Raw genomic sequence first — 20,335 nt, 5'->3', positions numbered from 1 at the left:
CCATCACTATTATAAACAGTTCTATTATAAATAGTTCTATAGCAAAGGCAAGTAACAATTGCCCTTTTTAAGGGAACATAATCATATTTTACTCTTCATTAAAGCAAAGAAAATTAAATTAAACCTATTAGAAGAAAATTTGGTAAATCAATTTATAAAATAATTTATCATAAATTTCACGGATCATTATAAATCTGTTATGTAGTTCATATATAAATCGATGGACAAAAATGTTCTTGTTTCGTATTAATAGGACATCATCTTGAGTAAACCGTATGGATATCTGGTAGTCAGACGTGCCGTCCTTAAAAAAAACTGATTGAAATGTGAATTGGGTTTAAATAATGAATAATGATGCCAACGAAATTTTCCGCCACGGTAAAATATCCATTCGTGGGGCAAGGCAACATAATCTTAAAAATATTGATGTGGACATCCCTCGGCATCAATTGGTGGTGATTACGGGCTTATCCGGTTCCGGTAAATCCTCCTTGGCTTTTGACACGATTTATGCAGAGGGGCAGCGCCGGTATGTGGAATCGTTGTCTGCCTATGCGCGCCAGTTTTTAGAATTGATGCAAAAACCCGATGTTGATAGCATTGAAGGATTATCGCCTGCAATTTCCATTGAACAAAAAACCACCTCGCGTAATCCGCGCTCAACGGTTGGTACCGTCACCGAGATCTACGATTATTTAAGGCTTTTATATGCGCGAATTGGCATTCCCTATTCCCCAGCCACTGGTTTGCCCATTGAAAGCCAAACGGTCAGCCAGATGGTTGATATGGTTAAAAAAATGCCAGTTGGACAGAAATTTATGTTGTTGGCCCCAATTGTCCGGGGTCGTAAGGGTGAATATAAAAAGGATCTGGCTGATCTTCAGAAACAAGGCTTTCAGCGGGTAAAGGTAGATGATCAGCTGTATGAAATCGACAAAGTGCCTGCTCTAAATAAAAAAATCAAACATACCATCGAGGTGGTGGTGGATCGCCTTGCTATCCGCGAAGGGATAGAAACAAGGTTGGCCGATAGTTTTGAACTAGCTTTAAAATTGTCGGATGGATTGGCTTATTTGGAAAATACGGAAACTGGCCAAAGAACGACTTTTTCGGCCCGCTTTGCTTGTCCTGTTTCCGGGTTTACCATTGACGAAATCGAACCACGTTTGTTTTCTTTTAACAATCCTTTCGGAGCTTGCCCGACCTGTGACGGTTTGGGGGTTAAAGTGGCTTTTGACCCAAATTTGATTGTTCCTGATACCCATTTAAATTTGCAGCAAGGGGTGGTTGCCCCGTGGGCGGGTTCAAGCTCGGTTTATTACCAACAAACGTTGGAAAGCATTGCCAAGCATTATGGTGCGAGTTTAAAGACTCCTTGGCAACAATTACCGGAGGAGGTTAAAAATACCATTTTATATGGCTCCAAAAACCTAAAACTCCCATTAAGTTATGATGACGGGGTGCGCCAATACCAAACCAACAAGGTCTTCGAAGGTATTATTCCTAATATGGAGCGCCGCTGGCGAGAAACAGATAGCACCTGGATGAGGGAGGAATTTGCCAAGTATCAAAGCAGTTCTCCCTGCGTTGTTTGTCAGGGAATGCGCCTAAAACCGGAAGCATTGGCCATCAAAATGAACGGCCTAAATATTTCAGAACTTTGCCAAAAATCGATTGGGGAAGCAGTGAATTGGTTCATGGATTTGCCTAAACATTTAACCCACCGGCAAAATGAAATTGCCAATCGAATTTTGAAAGAAATTAATGAAAGGCTGGGTTTTTTAAAAAATGTAGGCTTGGAATACATTTCTTTAGGCCGCGCCTCAGGAACCCTCAGTGGTGGCGAAAGCCAGCGCATCCGGTTGGCTTCACAAATTGGGTCAGGGTTAACGGGTGTTTTATATGTGTTGGATGAGCCATCAATCGGCTTGCATCAGCGGGATAACGCCAGGTTATTATTAACGTTGCAACGTTTAAGGGATTTAGGAAATACAGTATTGGTGGTTGAACATGATGAAGACGCCATTCGTCAAGCGGATTATGTCATTGACATGGGGCCAGCGGCTGGCAAATTCGGCGGTCAAATTATTGCGGCCAGTACGCCCCAAGAGTTACTTATTCATCCTGAAAGTATGACGGGTGCTTATTTATCGGGTAAACGCGCTATTCCGGTGCCGGAAGTTAAAAGAACAGTGAAACAAGATCAGATGCTGACAATTATGGGGGCAACTGGCAATAACTTAAAAAATATCGATGTCCATATTCCTTTAGGGGTTATGACTTGTATAACAGGTGTTTCGGGGGGTGGTAAATCCACTTTGATCATTGAAACGCTTTACAAAGCTTTAGCAAAACACTTGTTTGGCAGCCGTGAACAACCAGCAGGATATAAGGAAATAAAAGGCCTGGAACTATTAGATAAGGTTATTGATATTGACCAATCACCCATTGGCCGTACGCCCAGATCTAACCCCGTTACTTATACCGGGGCTTTTACGCCGATTCGGGAGTGGTTTGCCTCGTTACCCGAGTCGAATAGCCGGGGCTATAAGGCAGGCCGTTTTTCCTTTAACGTCAAAGGCGGGCGTTGTGAAGCCTGTGAAGGAGATGGGGTTACCAAGATTGAAATGCATTTTTTGCCGGATGTTTATGTTCCTTGTGACCAATGTAAGGGTCGGCGATATAATCGAGAAACATTGGAAATCATGTATAAAGGCAAGTCCATTGCCGATGTTTTAGAAATGTCGGTGGATGACGGAGTGGATTTTTTTCAAGCTATCCCCCCCGTTCGGGATAAATTGATTACCTTGCAGAAGGTGGGACTGGGGTATGTCCATATCGGCCAGGCAGCCAACACGTTGTCGGGGGGGGAAGCACAACGGATAAAATTATCTAAAGAACTCTCCAGGCGGGCAACTGGTAAGACACTTTATATTCTGGATGAACCGACGACAGGGTTGCATTTTGAAGATGTGCGGAAATTATTGGAGGTTTTGGGGACTCTGGTGGATCAAGGGAACAGTGTTTTGATTATTGAGCATAACCTGGAAGTCATCAAAACCGCTGATTGGATTATTGATCTTGGACCTGAAGGGGGTGATAAGGGGGGATATGTGGTTGCAACCGGAACACCCGAACAGATTGCTGCCGTTCCAGGCAGTTACACCGGCCAATTTTTGGCCCCGTTATTAAAAAATTATCTCAAAAGTGGAAAAGGGCCAGCTGACACATCCAAAAAATTGAAAAGAAGTAAGGGCAAAAAGAACGGGTAAAAAATAAAATTTGTAGTGCAGGAAATGAATGTAAAAAATGAGTAATGTGTTGGTAACAGGCGGGTGTGGCTTTGTAGGAAGCCATTTGGTTGCTTTATTAAAGAAAAAAGGATTTTTTGTACGGGTTTTGGATATTAGGGTGCCTGCCAATCCCATTCAGGATGTGGAGTATCGCCAAGGCTCGATTTTAGAAATTCAAGATATTCAATCTGCCTTAAAAGATATGGAATATTTATATCATGTCGCGGCTAATCCTAATCTTTGGGCTAAAAATAAAAGGAATTTCTTGTCTGTCAATTACACTGGCACAAAAAATGTTTTAAGGGTTGCTGAGGAGATGCCACTCCAAAAAATCATTTATACATCGACCGAATCGATTTTAAGCAGTGCGCGACAATCTAAGCGAAACCGAATGACTGACGAAACAGTGACCCCAACTTTATCGGAAATGCCAGGTCCTTACTGCCGCTCTAAACTATTGGCTGAACAAGAGGCTTTTTTGGCATTTAAACGGGGGGTGCCTATTACGATTGTTAATCCAACTTTGCCTATTGGACCCGGTGACCAGCAATTAACGCCACCTAGCCGGATGATTTTGGATTTTTTGAATGGGGATAATCCAGCTTTTTTAGAAGCAACTTTTAATTTGATTGATGTGCGTGACGTAGCCATGGGGCATTATTTAGCCATGGTTCATGGGAAACCAGGCCAGCGTTATATTTTGGGAGGCGAAAATTTACGCTTATCCGAAATCTTAAAGTTATTAGAGCGGATGACCGGCTTACCCATGCCGCAGCGGCAAGTACCTTATTGGGTGGCGTTAACCGCTGCAACCATTAGTGAAATCATTGCAGATATCACAAAAAAACCGCCGCGTGCCCCATTAACAGGTGTTAGGTTAGCAGCGAATCCTATGGCCTTTAACACAGCCAAAGCCAGACAAGAATTGGGGTTAATTGTAAGACCTGTGATCCAATCATTTCAAGATATGATTGCCTGGTTTCAGGAACAAGGATATCTGAAACGTCCATTAACCAATAATGCTGATGAATCAAGGGTATAGAAATGCACAGGCAGGATCCGCTTTTAAGTAACACAGATATTCAAGAAAAACAATTTTCTCAGGGTCATAAATTTGAAATTGTTTCTGATTATAGGCCAGCTGGTGATCAGCCATCGGCCATTAAACAATTGGTTCAAGGGTTAGAAGAGGGGGCAAAGGATCAGGTGCTTTTGGGGGTAACCGGTTCGGGTAAAACCTTTACGGTGGCTCATATCATCCAAACATTACAGCGTCCGGCTTTGATCATGGCACCTAATAAAACCTTGGCAGCCCAGCTATATTCAGAAATGAAGTCTTTTTTCCCCCATAATGCCGTTGAATATTTTGTTTCTTATTATGATTACTACCAACCGGAGGCTTATGTACCGCGTACCGATACCTATATTGAGAAAGAAGCAACCATTAATGAACAAATTGACCGGATGCGCCATGCCGCCACGCGTTCCTTATTTGAACGGCGAGATGTGATTATTGTGGCCAGTGTTTCTTGTATTTATGGGATTGGATCGCCTGAAACATATGGGGCAATGACCATTTATCTAGAAAAGGGAAATCGGATTGAGCGGAACCAGTTATTAAGGCAATTGGTAGAAATTCAATATAAAAGGAATGATATTGCTTTTCAGCGTGGTGCCTTCCGGGTAAGGGGGGACAGTATTGAAATTTTTCCATCCCATTTAGAGGATCGTGCATGGCAATTATCATTTTTTGATGACGAAATTGAAGCTATAGCAGAGTTTGATCCGTTAACGGGCGAAAAAATAAGCAAATTGGATTTTATTAAAATTTATGCTAACAGCCATTATGTGACCCCAAAACCTACAATGGAAAAAGCTATAAGGCAGATTCAACAAGATCTGAAAACCCAATTGGCAATTCTCAATGAACAAGGGAAATTGTTAGAAGCGCAACGGTTGCAACAGCGGACAGCCTTCGATTTAGAAATGCTCACGGCAACCGGGATATGTGCTGGAATTGAAAATTATTCCCGCTATTTGACGGGTCGTAAACCAGGTGAACCACCACCGACCTTATTCGAATATCTGCCACAAGATGCTCTTTTATTTATTGACGAAAGCCATGTGACTGTTCCGCAGGTGAACGGTATGTATAAGGGCGATTTTTCCAGAAAATCAACTTTATCCAATTATGGGTTTCGTTTGCCATCTTGTTTGGATAACCGTCCGTTAAAATTTGAGGAATGGGAGAAAATGCGCCCCGATAGCGTTTTTGTTTCAGCGACACCCGGGCCATGGGAATTAAATAAAACACAGGGCATTTTTGTTGAACAGGTGATTAGGCCTACCGGATTAATTGATCCGGTTTGCATTATCCGCCCGATTGAAACCCAGGTGGATGATGTGATGGCAGAATGCCGCCAAGTTGCCGCTAAAGGCCAACGGGTTTTAATTACCACTTTAACAAAAAAAATGGCCGAGGATTTAAGCGAATATTTACAAGAATCAGGGCTGAAGGTGCGTTATCTCCACTCTGACATTGAAACGCTGGAGCGCATTGAAATTATCCGCGACCTGCGCTTGGGTGTTTTTGATGTCTTGGTAGGTATTAACTTATTAAGGGAAGGCCTTGATATCCCAGAATGTGCGCTCGTGGCAATTTTGGATGCAGACAAGGAAGGTTTTTTGCGTTCGCAAACTGCCCTCATCCAAATGATTGGACGAGCAGCACGCAATATTGATGGCAGGGTTATTTTATATGCGGACAAGGTAACACAATCAATGGAGAAAGCCCTAGGTGAAACAAACCGCCGGCGGGAAAAACAACAATTATATAATGCTGCACATGGCATTACCCCAGAATCTATCCGCAAATCCATTCATGATGTTTTGCAAAGTGTTTATGAACAAGACCATGTTACGGTTGACACCAAAATATCTGAAGAAATTTTTCATCATCTTGGCCATAATTTACAAAAGGTAATCGCTGATTTAGAAGAACGGATGAAAACAGCGGCTGCCGATTTAGAATTTGAAGAAGCGGGGCGATTGCGCGATGAAATTCGTAGGCTGCAGTCTGCCGAATTAGAAATGCCGGTGCTGCCTTCCCCTACATCTTTTAGCGCAAAAAAAACTAATAAGACAAAATCAGGTTCTTCGCTAGTTGCTAAAAGCCCGCAAGGTAAAAAAACGTAAATAGGCGATAAATCCTTAAATGATAAGGGGATATAAAATTTATTTGAAAGCAAAGATGAAATAAACAGCCCCCATCAAGCACAAGAAAGCCGCCAAATAATTCCAACCAATCTGTTCTTTTAAATAAAAAACAGCAAATATGGCGAACACGGTCATGGTAATAACTTCTTGGATGATTTTGAGTTGAGCGGCATTAAAGGGGCCGTAACCCAATCGATTGGCCGGTACCATCAAGCAATATTCAAAAAAAGCGATACCCCAGCTGATAAGAATGGCTTTCCATAAACTCAAGGATGGATTTTTTAAATGGCCATACCAAGCGAATGTCATAAATATATTGGAACAAATTAATAAAAAAACAGTGTACATTTTATCAATCTTAACAACAAAAGATTATCAGGTGATTAATCAATTTGATTTAATATCCAAAATGGTGGGCTTCGCCAAGGAATATTTATCACAGGATTAATACAAAAATAAAAACGATTACAGCAAGGTAACAAAATGTTTCAAGAATTTAAAAAATTTCTAATGCGCGGCAATGTTGTTGATTTAGCGATAGGTATTATTATTGGTGCTGCCTTCGGGAAAATTATTGAGTCATTGGTTAAAGATATCCTAATGCCCCCGTTAGGATATCTTCTCAGCGGGATTGATTTCTCTGCACTTTCTTGGAAATTAGACCAGACTGGCAAAGCAGCTATCCAATACGGCGCTTTCTTTAACAGCTTCATTCAATTTTGTATTATAGGCTTTGCTGTATTTTTGCTGGTTAAGGCACTTAATAAAGTTGCTGTTAAAAAAGAAAAATTACCACTATCACCTACGCAACAGGAAATTTTGCTAAAAGAAATTCGTGATCTTTTGGCAGAAGATAGTAAGAAAACCCATTAGCATCCTAAGCTGTTTGTTATCCAGAAATATCCATGCTTAAATGCTGAAAATGCTTGCTTATAGGCAGTCTTTAAGTCCGGCGGGTTCTCAGATATTGCCGTTAAGTTCTGTTATATTAGCTTTATAAGCTAGGTTAAAAAGAGGGTGCTAAATAAGGACATTTATATCCAGACTAGCTTCCAAATGAAATATCTGTAGCAATTCCCTTGCTTTCCTAAAATTTTACGTTGGGGAAATAAAACCACCCACTTGACGGTTCCAAAGCGCCGCATATTTTCCTTTTTTCTGAAGCAATTCCTGATGATTACCTTGTTCCAGTACTTGACCAGCCTCCATATAAAGGATACGGTCCATTCCGGCAATCGTTGATAAACGATGGGCGATGGCAATCACTGTACGTCCTTGCATTAAATGCTTAAAAGCTTGCTGAATGAAGTATTCTGATTCAGAATCAAGGGCAGAAGTGGCTTCGTCCAAAATGACAATAGGAGCATTTTTTAAAATTGCCCGGGCAATGGCAATCCGTTGGCGTTCCCCGCCGGAAAGCTTGATGCCGCGCTCACCCACAATCGTATTATACCCGCTGGGGCGACTTATAATAAAATCATAACAGTAAGCCTGCTTTGCAGCTAATTCTACTTCCTTATCGCTTGCTTGCAAATTGCCATACCGGATGTTTTCCATAATTGGCCGGTGGAAAACGGAAGGATTTTGAGAAACTTCGGCAATATTTTCATTTAAAGAATCCCAGCTTATTTCCCGGATATTCTCTCCATCAATCAAAATTTTGCCAGAATTAGGCTCAAAATGCCGTCGCAATAATTTGATTAAAGTACTTTTCCCGGCACCAGAAGGCCCAACCAAGCCAACTTTTTCTCCAGGATTAATTGTTAAGTAAAAATCACGAAATTGTTGCAACCCATCGGGGTGATTATAATTCATCCCGATGAATTCAATTCTTCCTTGTTTGACCACTAACTGTTTCGCGTTGGCTTGATCGATAATTTCATGAGGTTTGGTAACCAAGTCAAGTGACTCGGTTAAAGTGCCGATCGCTTCAAAGAAATCCAGCAACTCATTGGATAAACCCCATACATTCATCGAAATAAAAGAAGTTAAGCCAAAAACCATGCTAAAAGCTCCGATATCCATCTGGCCATCGATCACTTCATTAATGGCCATATAGCTTAACGTTGCAATCATACTCAGAATTGCGACTGCTTGAAAAAGCCGCATCATAATTAAAAACCAACGCAATTTGATTGAACGACGACGTTCTTCGGCGAAAGCTTCACCCAGATTTAAACGTTCATGCCGCCACCGGGCAAAAGCGCGGATACTTTCCGCATTGCTGATGGCGTCAACCATTTTACCAGAAACGATGCTGCCTTGGGCTGAAAAAGCTGCAGATAGGCCCACACAGCGTCTCGCTAGCAAGACAGATACAGTAATATACGCACATACCCAAATTCCTAAAATAATAGCGAATTTAGGGTTTTGTTGAATAAGCAATATGGTTGAAACTGCCATTAAAGCAAGTAAGCCCACCATATTAACAGTAATCATTTCCAAGATGTTCATGCAGGCTTTAGCAGCCTCTTTAACTTTCTGCCCTAATTTACCACCAAAATTATCTTGGAAATAGCGGGGCGAATGGCCAATCAAATAACCAAACATATGATTTTGTACAGTTTCCCGCAAATAGGGGGCGGTGCGCACATCAATCATATTCTGGATTCGAAAAAACAACGATCCCATTAGCCACGCGCCAACTAATAGCATAAACCAATACAGGGTTTCAGTTTCTTTGATGGATATCACATTATTCGCTGCCAAAGCATTAATAAGTTTTTTGACAAAATAAGGTTCCAGTGTATCGAATATCCTGCCTGCAAGGATAGCTAGAATGATTAGAATATAATTGAGGGCAAATTTATGGCGTACAAAAAACCAGACAAAAGCCCAAGGCGTTTTTGGCAACGATAAAATTGGTTTTAAGAAATTATTTGAGCTATTGTCTATAGGTTTTACTTTCATAATAAAAAACTTTGAATTGATTAACGATAGAACCCCACGAGTTTACCGCTTTTTCAACGGATAGAGGTAAAACAGAAAGTGCTATTTTTTGTTTAGATATTGCCATGACAAAATATGGGTAAAATATTTTATCTACTCAACGGAAACATGGCTTAATAATTGTCTAAATAAGACACCGCGTAATGATTTGTTTTTAAGTTGTCTTTGTTTAATATTTTATCCATTATTTACATATACAACCGAAGGAAAGTACTAGAATAAATCATTGTATTCAATGTAATTGTAGGGTCTCAAACCTAAAATATAAGATGTGTTGCATTAAAGACATATCTAGGCGAGTTAGGAAAAAATATGCCGGATCGTTTTTTATTAAATTCATATTATCATGCAACGGCTAATCAACAACTTGTATTCCCTGTATTAGATAAGAACAGTAAAGTAGATGTGTGTATCATTGGCGGCGGCTATAGCGGGTTAAATACGGCCTTAGAGTTGCAGCAAAAAGGTATTGAAGCAGTTATATTAGAAGCTGAAACAGTTGCTTTCGGCGCCTCGGGTAGGAATGGTGGGCAAGTGCATGCGGGGCTGCGTTTAACAGCAAGCGAACTTATTACTATGTTTGGCGAAGCCAAAGCGAAAGAATTATGGGTCTTATCTGAGGAAGCCAAAGAAATTCTCCTTTCCCGCTTGCAGCAATATCAAATTCGATGTGATTATCAACCGGGCTTATTGGTGGCTGCAGCAAAATCATCCCATTTGCCTTGTCTTTTAGAAGATGTCGAGGTTGCTCAAAAAATCTTTGGCTATCAGCACGCCCGTTTTTTAAAAAAAGAAGAAATCCAAGAAATAGTGGCAAGCAAAAATTACTGGGGTGGGATGATTGATAGCGGGGCAGGACATTTGCATCCCTTAAATTATGCGTTGGGATTAGCCGCCGCTTGCCAAAAAAGGGGAATTCAAATTTACGAAAAAACCCGGGTTATTGAGGTTAAAAGAACGGACTCAGGGTCAGGATATGTGATTCGCAGCCTGCAGGGTGAAATCTATGCGAAAAAGGTGGTCATGTGCTGCAATGCATATCTTTTTAAATTGCAAAAAAAATTGGCAGCCCGAATTATGCCAATTGTTAATTTTATTTTAGCAACAGAGCCTTTGGGAATAGAAAAAGCCCAGCAATTAATTAAACAAAATTTGGCCGTTTGTGATACAAAATTTGTAGTTAATTATTACCGTTTCTCTAAAGATTATCGATTAATCTATGGAGGCGGGGAAACTTATACCAATCATCCCCCCCATAATATGCAGGAATTTGTGAGAAAGTTTATGTTGCGTACTTTTCCACAATTGGAGGATGTAAAGATTGATTATGCTTGGGGCGGGAAATTGGCGATTACGAATACGCGCCTTCCTGATATTGGCCAGCTATTTCCTGGTTTTTATTATGCCCATGGATATTCAGGGCAGGGGCTTAGTATGACAGCTTTAGCAGGCCGTTTAATTGCTGAAGCTATTACAGGCGAACTCAAGCGGTTTAATTTAATCGCTTCTCTTCCCAATCAGCCATTTCCTGGCGGAACGTTATTGCGTTGGCCATTGCAGGTGGCCGCCATGCTTTGGTTTAGTTTAAGAGATAAGTTATAATTTTGCAGGGTATATAATATCCATACCCAGTTGGATAAAACAATGACGGCACCCGTTTGATGTAATAAAGCCAACGGTAGGGGGGCAACCAGCAGCAAGGTGGTTACCCCTATACATATTTGGATGATAATGGCTAAGAGGCCCATATGGGTCGCATGGCGTATTTTATTATCAGGATGGCGATGGCATTTTACCCAATAAAAAATGCCAAACCCGAAGCTTAGGAAAACCATCGCGCGATGCAAAAATTGAACACCTGCCGGTTGTTCTAAAAGCACGTACCAGAAAGAGCGGTCTTGCAGAAATTCTTCTGGCAGAACCCTGCCCCCCATCAAGGGAAATGTGTTATATATCAACCCGCCATCCAAGCCAGCTACTAGCGATCCCGAAATAATCGTTAAACTAACTAAGAATAGGCCGATGATACCAAGTAAATAAATGGGTTGTTGGTTGGTGGGCGATAAGGCCATTTTTGGAAGACCCGGGTTTCGTAATTTTTGTGAAAAAACCTTAAATACCAGCCATAATAGCCAACTATAAATAAGCAAAGCCAAGCTCAGATGGGCTGCCAATCTTAAGTGATTAACATCCGTTCGACTGGCAAGGCCACTTTTTACCATCAGCCAACCCATTAATCCTTGACCCATGATTAATAACGAGATACCAGTCCCTCCTGTCTTCACATAAGGTGGAAGTTTATGCCTTAACCAAAAAAATAAAAAAGGGATGATAAAAACCAGGCCAATCAAACGCCCCCACAAGCGGTGGATATACTCCCACCAAAATATTCCCTTGAATTCTTCTAAAGTCATCTGGGGATAAATTAATTGAAATTCAGGGATTGCTTGATAAGCCTTAAAAGTTTTTTGCCAAGCATCCATCGTTAGGGGTGGAAATATCCCGCTGATTGGTTGCCACTCCACAATCGATAAACCCGAATCAGTTAATCTTGTTAATCCGCCAATAACTACCGCCCCATATACCATTAGGCAAGATATGATCAACCACCAACGGATATTGGCGCTTGGTCTGAATAAGGGTGTCTGCAATTTTTTTTTTGATGGCATGGCTTATTTTTTAATTAATAGAGGATATGGCTTATCGGTTCATTATAAAACAATTTTTTGAATTGTCAGGGTGGCAAATTAGCAAGATCAACTCTTATCACCAATAAGAATTTTCTTATCCATCATATATTTATAAATTTTAAGATGTGTAAGGATAAGGGTAACAGAGCAGATTAATAAAATAATTTATAAAATCTATTGACATATGAAACTGCAGTTCCTACATCACTAGCACTCAGGCATTGCAAGTGCCAACAAAAATTGTTGATACTTTATGCAACCGCCATGATTAAGCGATATATACAATAATTACACGATTATTTCAGGAGAAGATGAATGAAATTTAGGCCGCTTCATGACCGCGTTCTAGTTCGTCGCGTTGAGCAAGACGAAAAGACACCAGGCGGAATTATAATCCCCGATACAGCCAAAGAGAAACCGATGCAAGCTGAAGTCTTAGCTGTTGGCGAAGGCGCCCGCAACGAAGACGGAAAGTTACAGCTATTGTCTGTTAAAGTTGGTGACATTGTGCTGTTTGGCAAATGGTCTGGCACAGAAGTTAGGGTGAATGGCGAGGATTTGTTGATTATGAAAGAGTCCGACATCATGGGCATTGTTGAAGGTGCCACAAAAACTACCAACAAAAAGAAATAATCATAGAGGAGTTTTAATATTATGGCTGCTAAAGATGTAAGATTTGGCGCAGAAGCCCGTGAGAAGATGCTTCGCGGCGTTGATATTTTAGCCAATGCCGTGAAGGTTACATTAGGCCCCAAAGGCCGTAACGTTGTTATTGAGAAATCTTTTGGCGCACCCCGGATTACAAAAGACGGTGTGACGGTTGCCAAGGAAATTGAATTGGCTGATAGATTTGAAAATATGGGCGCTCAAATGGTGCGCGAAGTTGCTTCAAAAACCAATGATAAAGCGGGTGATGGCACAACGACTGCAACTGTTTTAGCGCAAGCTATTGTTCGGGAAGGCGGTAAGTCAGTTGCGGCTGGAATGAATCCGATGGATTTGAAGCGCGGCATTGATTTAGCGGTTCACGCCGTAATCGAAGATGTCAAAAAGCGTTCCAAAAAAGTGTCAACCAAGGAAGAAATTGCACAGGTTGGTACCATCTCAGCCAATGGTGAAAAATCAATTGGCGATATGATTGCCAATGCGATGGAGAAAGTTGGCAATGAAGGCGTGATTACGGTCGAAGAAGCCAAGGGGATGGAAACAGAATCCGATGTTGTCGAAGGGATGCAGTTTGACCGCGGTTACCTGTCACCCTATTTCGTAACCAACCCAGAAAAAATGCAAGTGGAATTAGATTCTCCCTTCATTCTGTTACATGAAAAGAAACTGACAAGTTTACAGCCGATGTTACCGGTACTCGAAGCCATCGTCCAATCTGGGAAACCCCTCTTGATTATTTCAGAAGATGTAGAAGGCGAAGCCTTGGCGACATTAGTTGTGAATAAATTACGGGGTGGCTTAAAAGTTGCCGCCGTAAAAGCGCCAGGTTTTGGTGATCGTCGGAAAGCCATGTTGGAAGACATTGCAATTTTAACGGGTGGCCAGGTGATCTCAGAAGATTTAGGCATTAAATTGGAAACCGTAACTTTAGATATGTTAGGGAAAGCCAAGAAGATCATTATCGACAAAGAAAATACTACTATTATTGATGGCGCTGGTAAAAAGAAAGAAATCGAAGGCCGTTGCACCCAGATCAGGGCGCAAATGGATGAAACCAGTTCTGACTACGACAAAGAGAAGTTAGCCGAGCGTCTGGCCAAGTTGGCTGGCGGTGTGGCGGTTATCCGTGTTGGTGGTGCTACTGAAGTGGAAGTAAAAGAACGCAAAGACCGTGTTGAAGACGCCATGCATGCAACCCGGGCGGCGGTTGAAGAGGGGATCGTTGCGGGTGGTGGAGTAGCGTTACTATATGCTATTAAATCGTTAGAGAAATTGAAGTTTGAAAACGATGACCAACGGGTAGGGATTGATATCATCCGCCGCGCCTTATCGGCACCTGCACGCTTGATTGCTGATAACGCTGGTACGGATGGAGCTGTGGTGGTTGGTAAATTGTTAGAAAGCAAAAATACCAATTGGGGGTTTGATGCCCAAACAGGTGTTTATACCGATATGTTCAAAGCCGGTATCATTGATCCAACCAAGGTTGTTAGGACCGCTTTACAAGACGCCGCGTCTGTTGCTGGGTTGTTAATTACAACTGAAGCGATGATTGCAGAACGTCCAGAAAGAAAATCTCCATCAATGCCTTCCCAAGGTGGTATGGGCGGTATGGGTGGTATGGGCGGCGGTGACATGGATTTCTAAGTTTTTTTAAACAGTAGTTCCAGAGAGAAAGGCTGCATTAAACAATGCAGCCTTTTCTTTTTTATGGGTATGAAGAGTTGGGTTATTTTCATAAGAGGATGTCTATACTTTTTGTGAACAAAGCATTATGGTGAAGGCCAAACAACAATTATTACGGTAACATTGTCATTTAATAAGTATAATCAGAGCACCGATGTCAGCATCAAATTTCTTAGAAAATAAGCTAAGCTTTAAATTGAAACCAATTAAGATTGGTCCGGTAACTATTTCTTGCCCGGTTATTTTAGCGCCGATGTCTGGGGTTAGCGACCTGCCTTTTAGGCGGGCGGTAAGGAAATTTGGCGCTGGCTTAGTGGTATCTGAAATGATTGCCAGCCAAGCCATGATCAGGTCTTCCCGTCAATCTTTAAAAATGGCTCAGCAAAGTGCAGATGATTTTCCCATGTCTGTCCAGTTAGCGGGCTGTGAGCCTGAAGTGATGGCAGAAGCCGCTAAATTAAACGAAGATCAAGGGGCGGCAATTATTGATATTAATTTTGGTTGTCCGGCTAAAAAAGTTGTCAATAGTTATGCTGGTTCTGCATTGATGCGGGATGAACCTTTAGCGGCAGCTATTTTGGAAGCAACAGTAAAAGCTGTTAAACTTCCGGTAACCCTTAAAATGCGTATGGGGTGGGACCATCAAAATCTGAACGCTCCAAAACTTGCTAAAATCGCTGAAAATTGCGGTATTCAAATGATTACGATTCATGGGCGCACCCGCTGCCAATTTTATGAAGGCCAAGCAGACTGGCGTTTTGTACGTGAAGTTAAGGAAAGCATTAAAATTCCTGTGATTGTGAATGGGGATATCCTAACCATGGAAGATGCCGCTAACGCCTTAAACCTTTCGGGTGCAGATGGTGTGATGATTGGGCGGGGCAGTTATGGTAAACCGTGGTTTATTCATCAAGTCATGCAATCATTAGAAAATAACCAAGAAATTGCTGAACCGAGTAGTGATGAAAAATTAGAAACAATACTTAATCATTTTCAAGACACCCTGACCCATTATGGGCAAGAACCCGGATTCAGGATTTTCCGCAAACATTTAGGTTGGTATAGTAAGGGTTTTCCCAATTCGGCAGAATTCAGGGTTGCAGTTAACCGAGAACCGGATTACCGACAAGTTGATGGATTAATTCGACGTTTATATAGTGAAACACCGCTCACCAATCCTATTGAAACTTAGGAAAGGTTTTAGATGAGAAAATTATCTCGGAAAACATCATCATTACCTAATACAGCTTTAGAAGTTTATTCTGCTGGTGTGCCTCCAGTTGGTGGTTCCCATCAATCAAGCGGTAATGAACCCTTGTCATCTTCTAAGCGTCAAGGAAGATTTTGGGCTAAGATCAAGCGTATTGATCTTGAACGCAGATTAGCGATGGTTTTGGTAGCAGTAGCCATACCGCTTGCAATCATTACTTTCTTTATGATTCAACGGGCCGTGTCTGCAGAGGTCAGCTCGTCAACCATTTTATGGCTTCTGACCGCTGATCTTGGTGTATTGCTTTTATTAATGGTTATTATTGCCAAACAGGTAATTTCGTTATGGTTACAACGTAAAAAAGGGTTGGCTGGTGCCAAGCTTCATACCCGTCTCGTTTTTTGGTTTAGTGCGCTAGCTATCATCCCGTCCATTATCGTCACGATCTTTACCACTTTGTTTTTAAATTTTGGCCTAAACCAATGGTTTAATGACAGTGTTAAAGAGGCTGTCTACAATTCGTTAGTTGTGGCCCATGAATATTTATTGGAACATCAGCGTAGCATTGTTGGCGATATTTTAGCGATGGCCAATGACTTGAAATATGAAGGACCTCTTTTTGAAGCTAATCCAAAACGGATCCAAAATTTTATTTTACTACAAAGCTCCGTGCGTTCTTTAAGTGAAGTATTATTATTAAATGGCCAAGGAAAAGTTTTGGCGGCTGGTAACCTAAGTCTAACGGCTGCCCTTAATCCGGATGTTTCCCCTTCCGCTTTTGAGCGTGCCCGTAATGGTGAAACAATCATTTTGTCTGGCCCTACCGAAGACCGGATGCGTGCAATGGTATTGGTGGATTGGCAAAATGATATTTATTTATACATTGGCCGAAAAATTGATGTCAGAATCCTTGGATATGTCGAAGAAACGAGCAAAGCGGTCGAATTGTACAAAAACATGGAAGGTCGCCGTTTCCAAATTCAAGTGACCTTTGCGCTTATTTTTATCGTGATTGCTTCATTGGCTTTGATGGGGGCAATTTGGGTAGCACTGGTTTTTTCCGGTAAATTATTCCAGCCTATTACCCAATTGATTGCGGCCGCAGAAAAAATCGGGCATGGGGATTTAAATACGCGAGTTCCTTATTTGGGTGGGGTTGATGAAATCAATATCCTAAACCGTACATTTAACCAGATGACGGAACGTTTATCTCTGCAGCAACAAGAACTAATTACTAAAAATATTGAAGTGAATGAACGTCGGCAATTTACCGAATTGGTGTTACAGGGTGTTTCAGCTGGAGTTGTAGGAATCAGTGAAGATGGCACCATTAATTTAATCAATCAATCTGCCATCCACTTACTAGAATTAGATAGCAATCAGTTTTTGGGCAGCCATTTTTCTGAAATTTTTCCTGAAATAAGGGAATTTTTTGAAACCATACAATCCTCCAGCCGCTATGAAACGGTTAAAGGACAAATTGAAATAGAAAGAAAGAATGTTAAGCGGACTTTTACAACAAAAATGGTACGCAATGGAACAACTGTGAACAATCATGGATATGTTCTTACTTTCGATGATATTAGTAGTTTGCTGGTGGCCCAGCGTAAAGCAGCCTGGGCCGATGTTGCAAGGCGTATTGCACATGAAGTTAAAAATCCTTTAACCCCCATTCAATTGTCAGCGGAAAGGCTAAAAAGACGATATCAAAAATATATTACGTCTGACGTGGATATATTTGATCAATGTATTGACACAATTATCAATCAGGTCGATACGATCAAGCGTCTTATTGATGAATTTTCAGCATTTGCCAGAATGCCTACACCGATTTTCCAATATGAGAACCTGGTTAATATTTGCAAACAAGCGGTTTTCCTTCAATCGCAAGGACATCAGGATATTATTTTTGATACATATTTTCTAGAACCCGTGATAATGATGAAAATTGATGGACGACAAATTGGCCAGGCATTGACCAATGTTTTATTAAATGCTGTCCAAGCAATTGAAAAGAATAGGCAGCAAAAACCCGATAGTGAACAAGGGCATATTACCCTGACTGCAGGAGGCACTTCTAATAAAATTGTGATTACAGTGGAAGATAATGGGTGCGGGTTGCCTGAAAAATATTTGAATATTTTAACCGAACCTTATGTAACAACCAAAGCCAATGGTAGCGGTCTAGGGCTTGCTATTGTGCGAAAAATTGTTGAAGATCACAAAGGGATTTTGAAATTGGGGAATAAAGACGGCAACAAGACTTTCGTTGAGTTTGAGTTTGATAAACAAGCAAACATGTTATTAGATTGAGTTTATTATATTCATGAGTTTAGACATTTTAATTATTGATGATGAAGCCGATATCCGCCGCTTAATAAGCGGAATCTTGGAGGACGAGGGTTATCATACCAGGCAAGCCGACAATAGTAAAAATGCATTAGACTTAATGGCCCAAAAAATACCTTCCATGATTATCTTGGATATATGGTTGCAAGATAGCCCGATGGACGGTATGCAGCTTTTATCCTTGATTCATCGTGAATATCCGGAATTGCCTATTGTCATGATTAGCGGCCATGGCAATATTGAAACGGCGGTTAACTCGATCCGCCAAGGTGCTTACGATTTTATCGAAAAACCATTTAAAACTGATCATTTGTTACTCGTGGTTAGTCGGTGTATGGAACACGCAAAACTTCGCATGGAAAATGCAGAATTAAGGCTTAAGGCTGATGATCCCCAAGAATTAACTGGCGAATCCATTTTAATTTCTCAACTAAGACAAGCCATATTGAAAATTGCCCCGACTGGCGGTCGGGTGTTAATTACTGGACCCGCAGGGGCAGGTAAGGAATTAGTCGCTAAATTAATCCACCGGCATTCAAAACGCGCTGCAGCGCCTTTTGTGGTTTTAAATTGTGCCTTAATTAAGCCAGATAAGTTAGAGGTTGAACTTTTTGGCAGCAAATCCAGCAACGGTCAGGATTCTTCTCAAGTTGGGTTGTTAGAAAAGGCAAACGGCGGAACCATCCTTTTAGATGAAATCGCTGATATGCCCTTGGAAACTCAGGCAAAAATGGTTCGGGTATTACAGGAACAATTTTTTGAGAGAATTGGTGGGCAGGGGCAACGGGTTGAAGCGGATGTTCGCATTTTAGCCTCAACTGCAAAGAATATTGAACATGAAATTGAGAAGAAAAGATTTAGGCAAGATTTGTTTTACCGGTTAAATGTGTTAACTATTCATGTGCCGGGGTTAAAGGAGCGGCGCGAAGATATTTTGCCTTTAGCCAGCGTTTTTATCGAAAGGGCAATGATTGCCGGTTTGGCGCAGCGTCTGTTGTCCCCTGAGACTTCAGCGAGATTGCAAGCGTATGAATGGCCTGGGAATGTGAGGCAATTACGTAATGTAATTGAACACTTACTGATTTTGGCGCAAAATAACCCTGATGATTCAATCTCTGCCGATATGCTGCCAGCTTATATCAATAGGGTTGGGCCTGCCTCATTGGATAAAGAGGGGACGGAAGAGATCATGTCGTTACCATTACGGGAAGCCAGGGAATTATTTGAAAAACAATATTTGAATGCCCAGGTTACCCGTTTTGGGGGGAATATATCAAAAACTGCTAATTTTATCGGTATGGAACGTTCGGCTTTACATCGGAAGTTAAAATTATTGGGCTTAGGTCAGTTGGATCGTTAATTGAACTTACCAAAATTAAATTAAAGTTTGTTTTGAGGAAAAAACCTTATGTCCAGATATGCATATGTAAACGGTCAATATACTGCCCATCAAGATGGCATGATACATATTGAAGACCGTGGTTATCAGTTTGCCGATGGTGTTTACGAAGTTGTCATGATTTACCAAGACCGTTTGGTCGATGAAGAAGGACATTTAGACCGTTTAGAGGGGTCACTGCAAGAAGTTAAAATCCGCATGCCGTTATCACGTGCTGCCATCAAACTCATTATGCGGGAATTAATCCGCCGTAATGATGTGAAGAACGGGATAATATATTTACAAATAAATCGGGGTGTTGCACCCCGGGATCATAAATTTCCTGTGTCAAGCAAACCATCGGTCATTATGACGACCAAAAGGTTGCAGTTTTCCACTAAAAATCAAGAAAATGGTGTTAAAATTATTAGCCTTCCTGATCTGCGTTGGAAACGCTGCGATATTAAATCCATATCACTGCTGCCAAATGTTCTGGCAAAACAACAAGCGGCTGAAAATAATGCTTTTGAAGCTTGGCTGATTGACAGCCAGGACATGGTGACTGAAGGCACATCAAGCAATGCTTGGATTGTTACCCACAAAAACAAGGTGATTACACGCAAAGCGAGTAAATCTATCCTTAATGGGATTACCCGGCAAACCTTATTAAAAATAATGCATGATCATCAGGTAGGGTTGGAAGAAAGATCTTTTAGTTTACAAGAAGCCTTGGAGGCTAAAGAAGCATTCTTAACAAGCAGTAGTGCCTTTGTCATGCCTGTTTGTCAGATCAATAATACCCTGATTGGTGGGGGTAAGCCTGGCCCATTTACCTTAGATATTTTGCAGGAATACAAAAAATTTCTGCAACAATTACCAATTCTTTCCCGCGCATAAA

Annotated in this window: 14 protein-coding genes; 11 read left to right on the top strand and 3 right to left on the bottom strand. The window is 41.2% G+C overall.

Annotated elements, in window-relative coordinates; all coding sequences use genetic code 11:
• Positions 1–344 precede the first annotated feature (344 nt).
• From uvrA to uvrB, 3 genes are read left to right on the top strand one after another with little or no spacing between them, the layout of a single operon-like run.
• Complete coding sequence (gene uvrA, locus IPP67_01620) at positions 345–3,272, top strand: excinuclease ABC subunit UvrA (GenBank protein ID MBL0337900.1); 2,928 nt, start codon at positions 345–347, stop codon at positions 3,270–3,272.
• 37 nt (positions 3,273–3,309) lie between these two features.
• Entirely contained in the window at positions 3,310–4,335 is a 1,026-nt protein-coding gene (locus IPP67_01615; protein ID MBL0337899.1) for an NAD-dependent epimerase/dehydratase family protein, read from the top strand.
• 2 nt (positions 4,336–4,337) lie between these two features.
• Complete coding sequence (uvrB, locus tag IPP67_01610) at positions 4,338–6,488, top strand: excinuclease ABC subunit UvrB (protein ID MBL0337898.1); 2,151 nt, start codon at positions 4,338–4,340, stop codon at positions 6,486–6,488.
• A 39-nt stretch (positions 6,489–6,527) separates the two neighbouring features.
• Here uvrB and IPP67_01605 read toward each other — a convergent pair whose 3' ends face one another.
• Positions 6,528–6,857, bottom strand: a complete 330-nt coding sequence (locus tag IPP67_01605) for a DMT family protein (GenBank protein ID MBL0337897.1) — start codon at positions 6,855–6,857, stop codon at positions 6,528–6,530.
• A 135-nt stretch (positions 6,858–6,992) separates the two neighbouring features.
• On the opposite strand from IPP67_01605, the gene mscL reads away from it, so the two are divergent.
• Entirely contained in the window at positions 6,993–7,382 is a 390-nt protein-coding gene (gene mscL, locus IPP67_01600) for a large-conductance mechanosensitive channel protein MscL (GenBank protein ID MBL0337896.1), read from the top strand.
• A 222-nt stretch (positions 7,383–7,604) separates the two neighbouring features.
• Here mscL and IPP67_01595 read toward each other — a convergent pair whose 3' ends face one another.
• Positions 7,605–9,419: an ABC transporter ATP-binding protein gene (locus IPP67_01595; GenBank protein ID MBL0337895.1), complete on the bottom strand. Its 1,815-nt coding sequence runs from the start codon at positions 9,417–9,419 to the stop codon at positions 7,605–7,607.
• 351 nt (positions 9,420–9,770) lie between these two features.
• Here IPP67_01595 and IPP67_01590 point away from each other — a divergent pair, with 351 nt between their 5' ends.
• Positions 9,771–11,060 (top strand): FAD-binding oxidoreductase, encoded by a 1,290-nt coding sequence (locus IPP67_01590; protein ID MBL0337894.1) that lies wholly within the window; start codon positions 9,771–9,773, stop codon positions 11,058–11,060.
• Here the strand turns inward: IPP67_01590 and IPP67_01585 are convergent.
• Positions 10,976–12,127, bottom strand: coding sequence for a COX15/CtaA family protein (locus IPP67_01585; GenBank protein MBL0337893.1), 1,152 nt, complete (start codon positions 12,125–12,127; stop codon positions 10,976–10,978). The genes IPP67_01590 and IPP67_01585 overlap by 85 nt on opposite strands.
• A gap of 336 nt (positions 12,128–12,463) precedes the next feature.
• Here IPP67_01585 and IPP67_01580 point away from each other — a divergent pair, with 336 nt between their 5' ends.
• The 6 genes from IPP67_01580 to IPP67_01555 all read left to right on the top strand — a co-directional run bounded on the left by IPP67_01580 (position 12,464) and on the right by IPP67_01555 (position 20,334).
• Entirely contained in the window at positions 12,464–12,781 is a 318-nt protein-coding gene (locus IPP67_01580; protein MBL0337892.1) for a co-chaperone GroES, read from the top strand.
• 21 nt (positions 12,782–12,802) lie between these two features.
• A complete protein-coding gene (groL, locus tag IPP67_01575) occupies positions 12,803–14,461 on the top strand; it encodes a chaperonin GroEL (protein ID MBL0337891.1) in 1,659 nt (552 codons plus the stop codon).
• A gap of 193 nt (positions 14,462–14,654) precedes the next feature.
• On the top strand, positions 14,655–15,692 hold the full coding sequence (gene dusB, locus IPP67_01570) for a tRNA dihydrouridine synthase DusB (protein MBL0337890.1): 1,038 nt from the start codon (positions 14,655–14,657) through the stop codon (positions 15,690–15,692).
• A gap of 12 nt (positions 15,693–15,704) precedes the next feature.
• Positions 15,705–18,023, top strand: a complete 2,319-nt coding sequence (locus tag IPP67_01565; GenBank protein ID MBL0337889.1) for a PAS domain-containing sensor histidine kinase — start codon at positions 15,705–15,707, stop codon at positions 18,021–18,023.
• A gap of 13 nt (positions 18,024–18,036) precedes the next feature.
• Positions 18,037–19,419 (top strand): sigma-54-dependent Fis family transcriptional regulator, encoded by a 1,383-nt coding sequence (locus IPP67_01560; protein MBL0337888.1) that lies wholly within the window; start codon positions 18,037–18,039, stop codon positions 19,417–19,419.
• Between the two features lie 48 nt (positions 19,420–19,467).
• The gene (locus tag IPP67_01555) at positions 19,468–20,334 is read left to right on the top strand and encodes a D-amino-acid transaminase (protein ID MBL0337887.1); all 867 of its coding nucleotides are present in this window, start codon (positions 19,468–19,470) and stop codon (positions 20,332–20,334) included.
• Position 20,335 lies beyond the last annotated feature (1 nt).

The organism is Rhodospirillaceae bacterium (assembly GCA_016722635.1).
Taxonomy (GTDB): Bacteria; Pseudomonadota; Alphaproteobacteria; order JAEUKQ01; family JAEUKQ01; genus JAEUKQ01.
This window is presented reverse-complemented; position numbering and strand designations above follow the sequence as displayed.

Coding starts and splice junctions, on each gene's coding strand:
- uvrA (MBL0337900.1), top strand. CDS start 345: ATGAATAATGATGCCAACGAAATTTTCCGCCACGGTAAAATATCCATT.
- IPP67_01615 (MBL0337899.1), top strand. CDS start 3,310: ATGAGTAATGTGTTGGTAACAGGCGGGTGTGGCTTTGTAGGAAGCCAT.
- uvrB (MBL0337898.1), top strand. CDS start 4,338: ATGCACAGGCAGGATCCGCTTTTAAGTAACACAGATATTCAAGAAAAA.
- IPP67_01605 (MBL0337897.1), bottom strand. CDS start 6,857: ATGTACACTGTTTTTTTATTAATTTGTTCCAATATATTTATGACATTC.
- mscL (MBL0337896.1), top strand. CDS start 6,993: ATGTTTCAAGAATTTAAAAAATTTCTAATGCGCGGCAATGTTGTTGAT.
- IPP67_01595 (MBL0337895.1), bottom strand. CDS start 9,419: ATGAAAGTAAAACCTATAGACAATAGCTCAAATAATTTCTTAAAACCA.
- IPP67_01590 (MBL0337894.1), top strand. CDS start 9,771: ATGCCGGATCGTTTTTTATTAAATTCATATTATCATGCAACGGCTAAT.
- IPP67_01585 (MBL0337893.1), bottom strand. CDS start 12,127: ATGCCATCAAAAAAAAAATTGCAGACACCCTTATTCAGACCAAGCGCC.
- IPP67_01580 (MBL0337892.1), top strand. CDS start 12,464: ATGAAATTTAGGCCGCTTCATGACCGCGTTCTAGTTCGTCGCGTTGAG.
- groL (MBL0337891.1), top strand. CDS start 12,803: ATGGCTGCTAAAGATGTAAGATTTGGCGCAGAAGCCCGTGAGAAGATG.
- dusB (MBL0337890.1), top strand. CDS start 14,655: ATGTCAGCATCAAATTTCTTAGAAAATAAGCTAAGCTTTAAATTGAAA.
- IPP67_01565 (MBL0337889.1), top strand. CDS start 15,705: ATGAGAAAATTATCTCGGAAAACATCATCATTACCTAATACAGCTTTA.
- IPP67_01560 (MBL0337888.1), top strand. CDS start 18,037: ATGAGTTTAGACATTTTAATTATTGATGATGAAGCCGATATCCGCCGC.
- IPP67_01555 (MBL0337887.1), top strand. CDS start 19,468: ATGTCCAGATATGCATATGTAAACGGTCAATATACTGCCCATCAAGAT.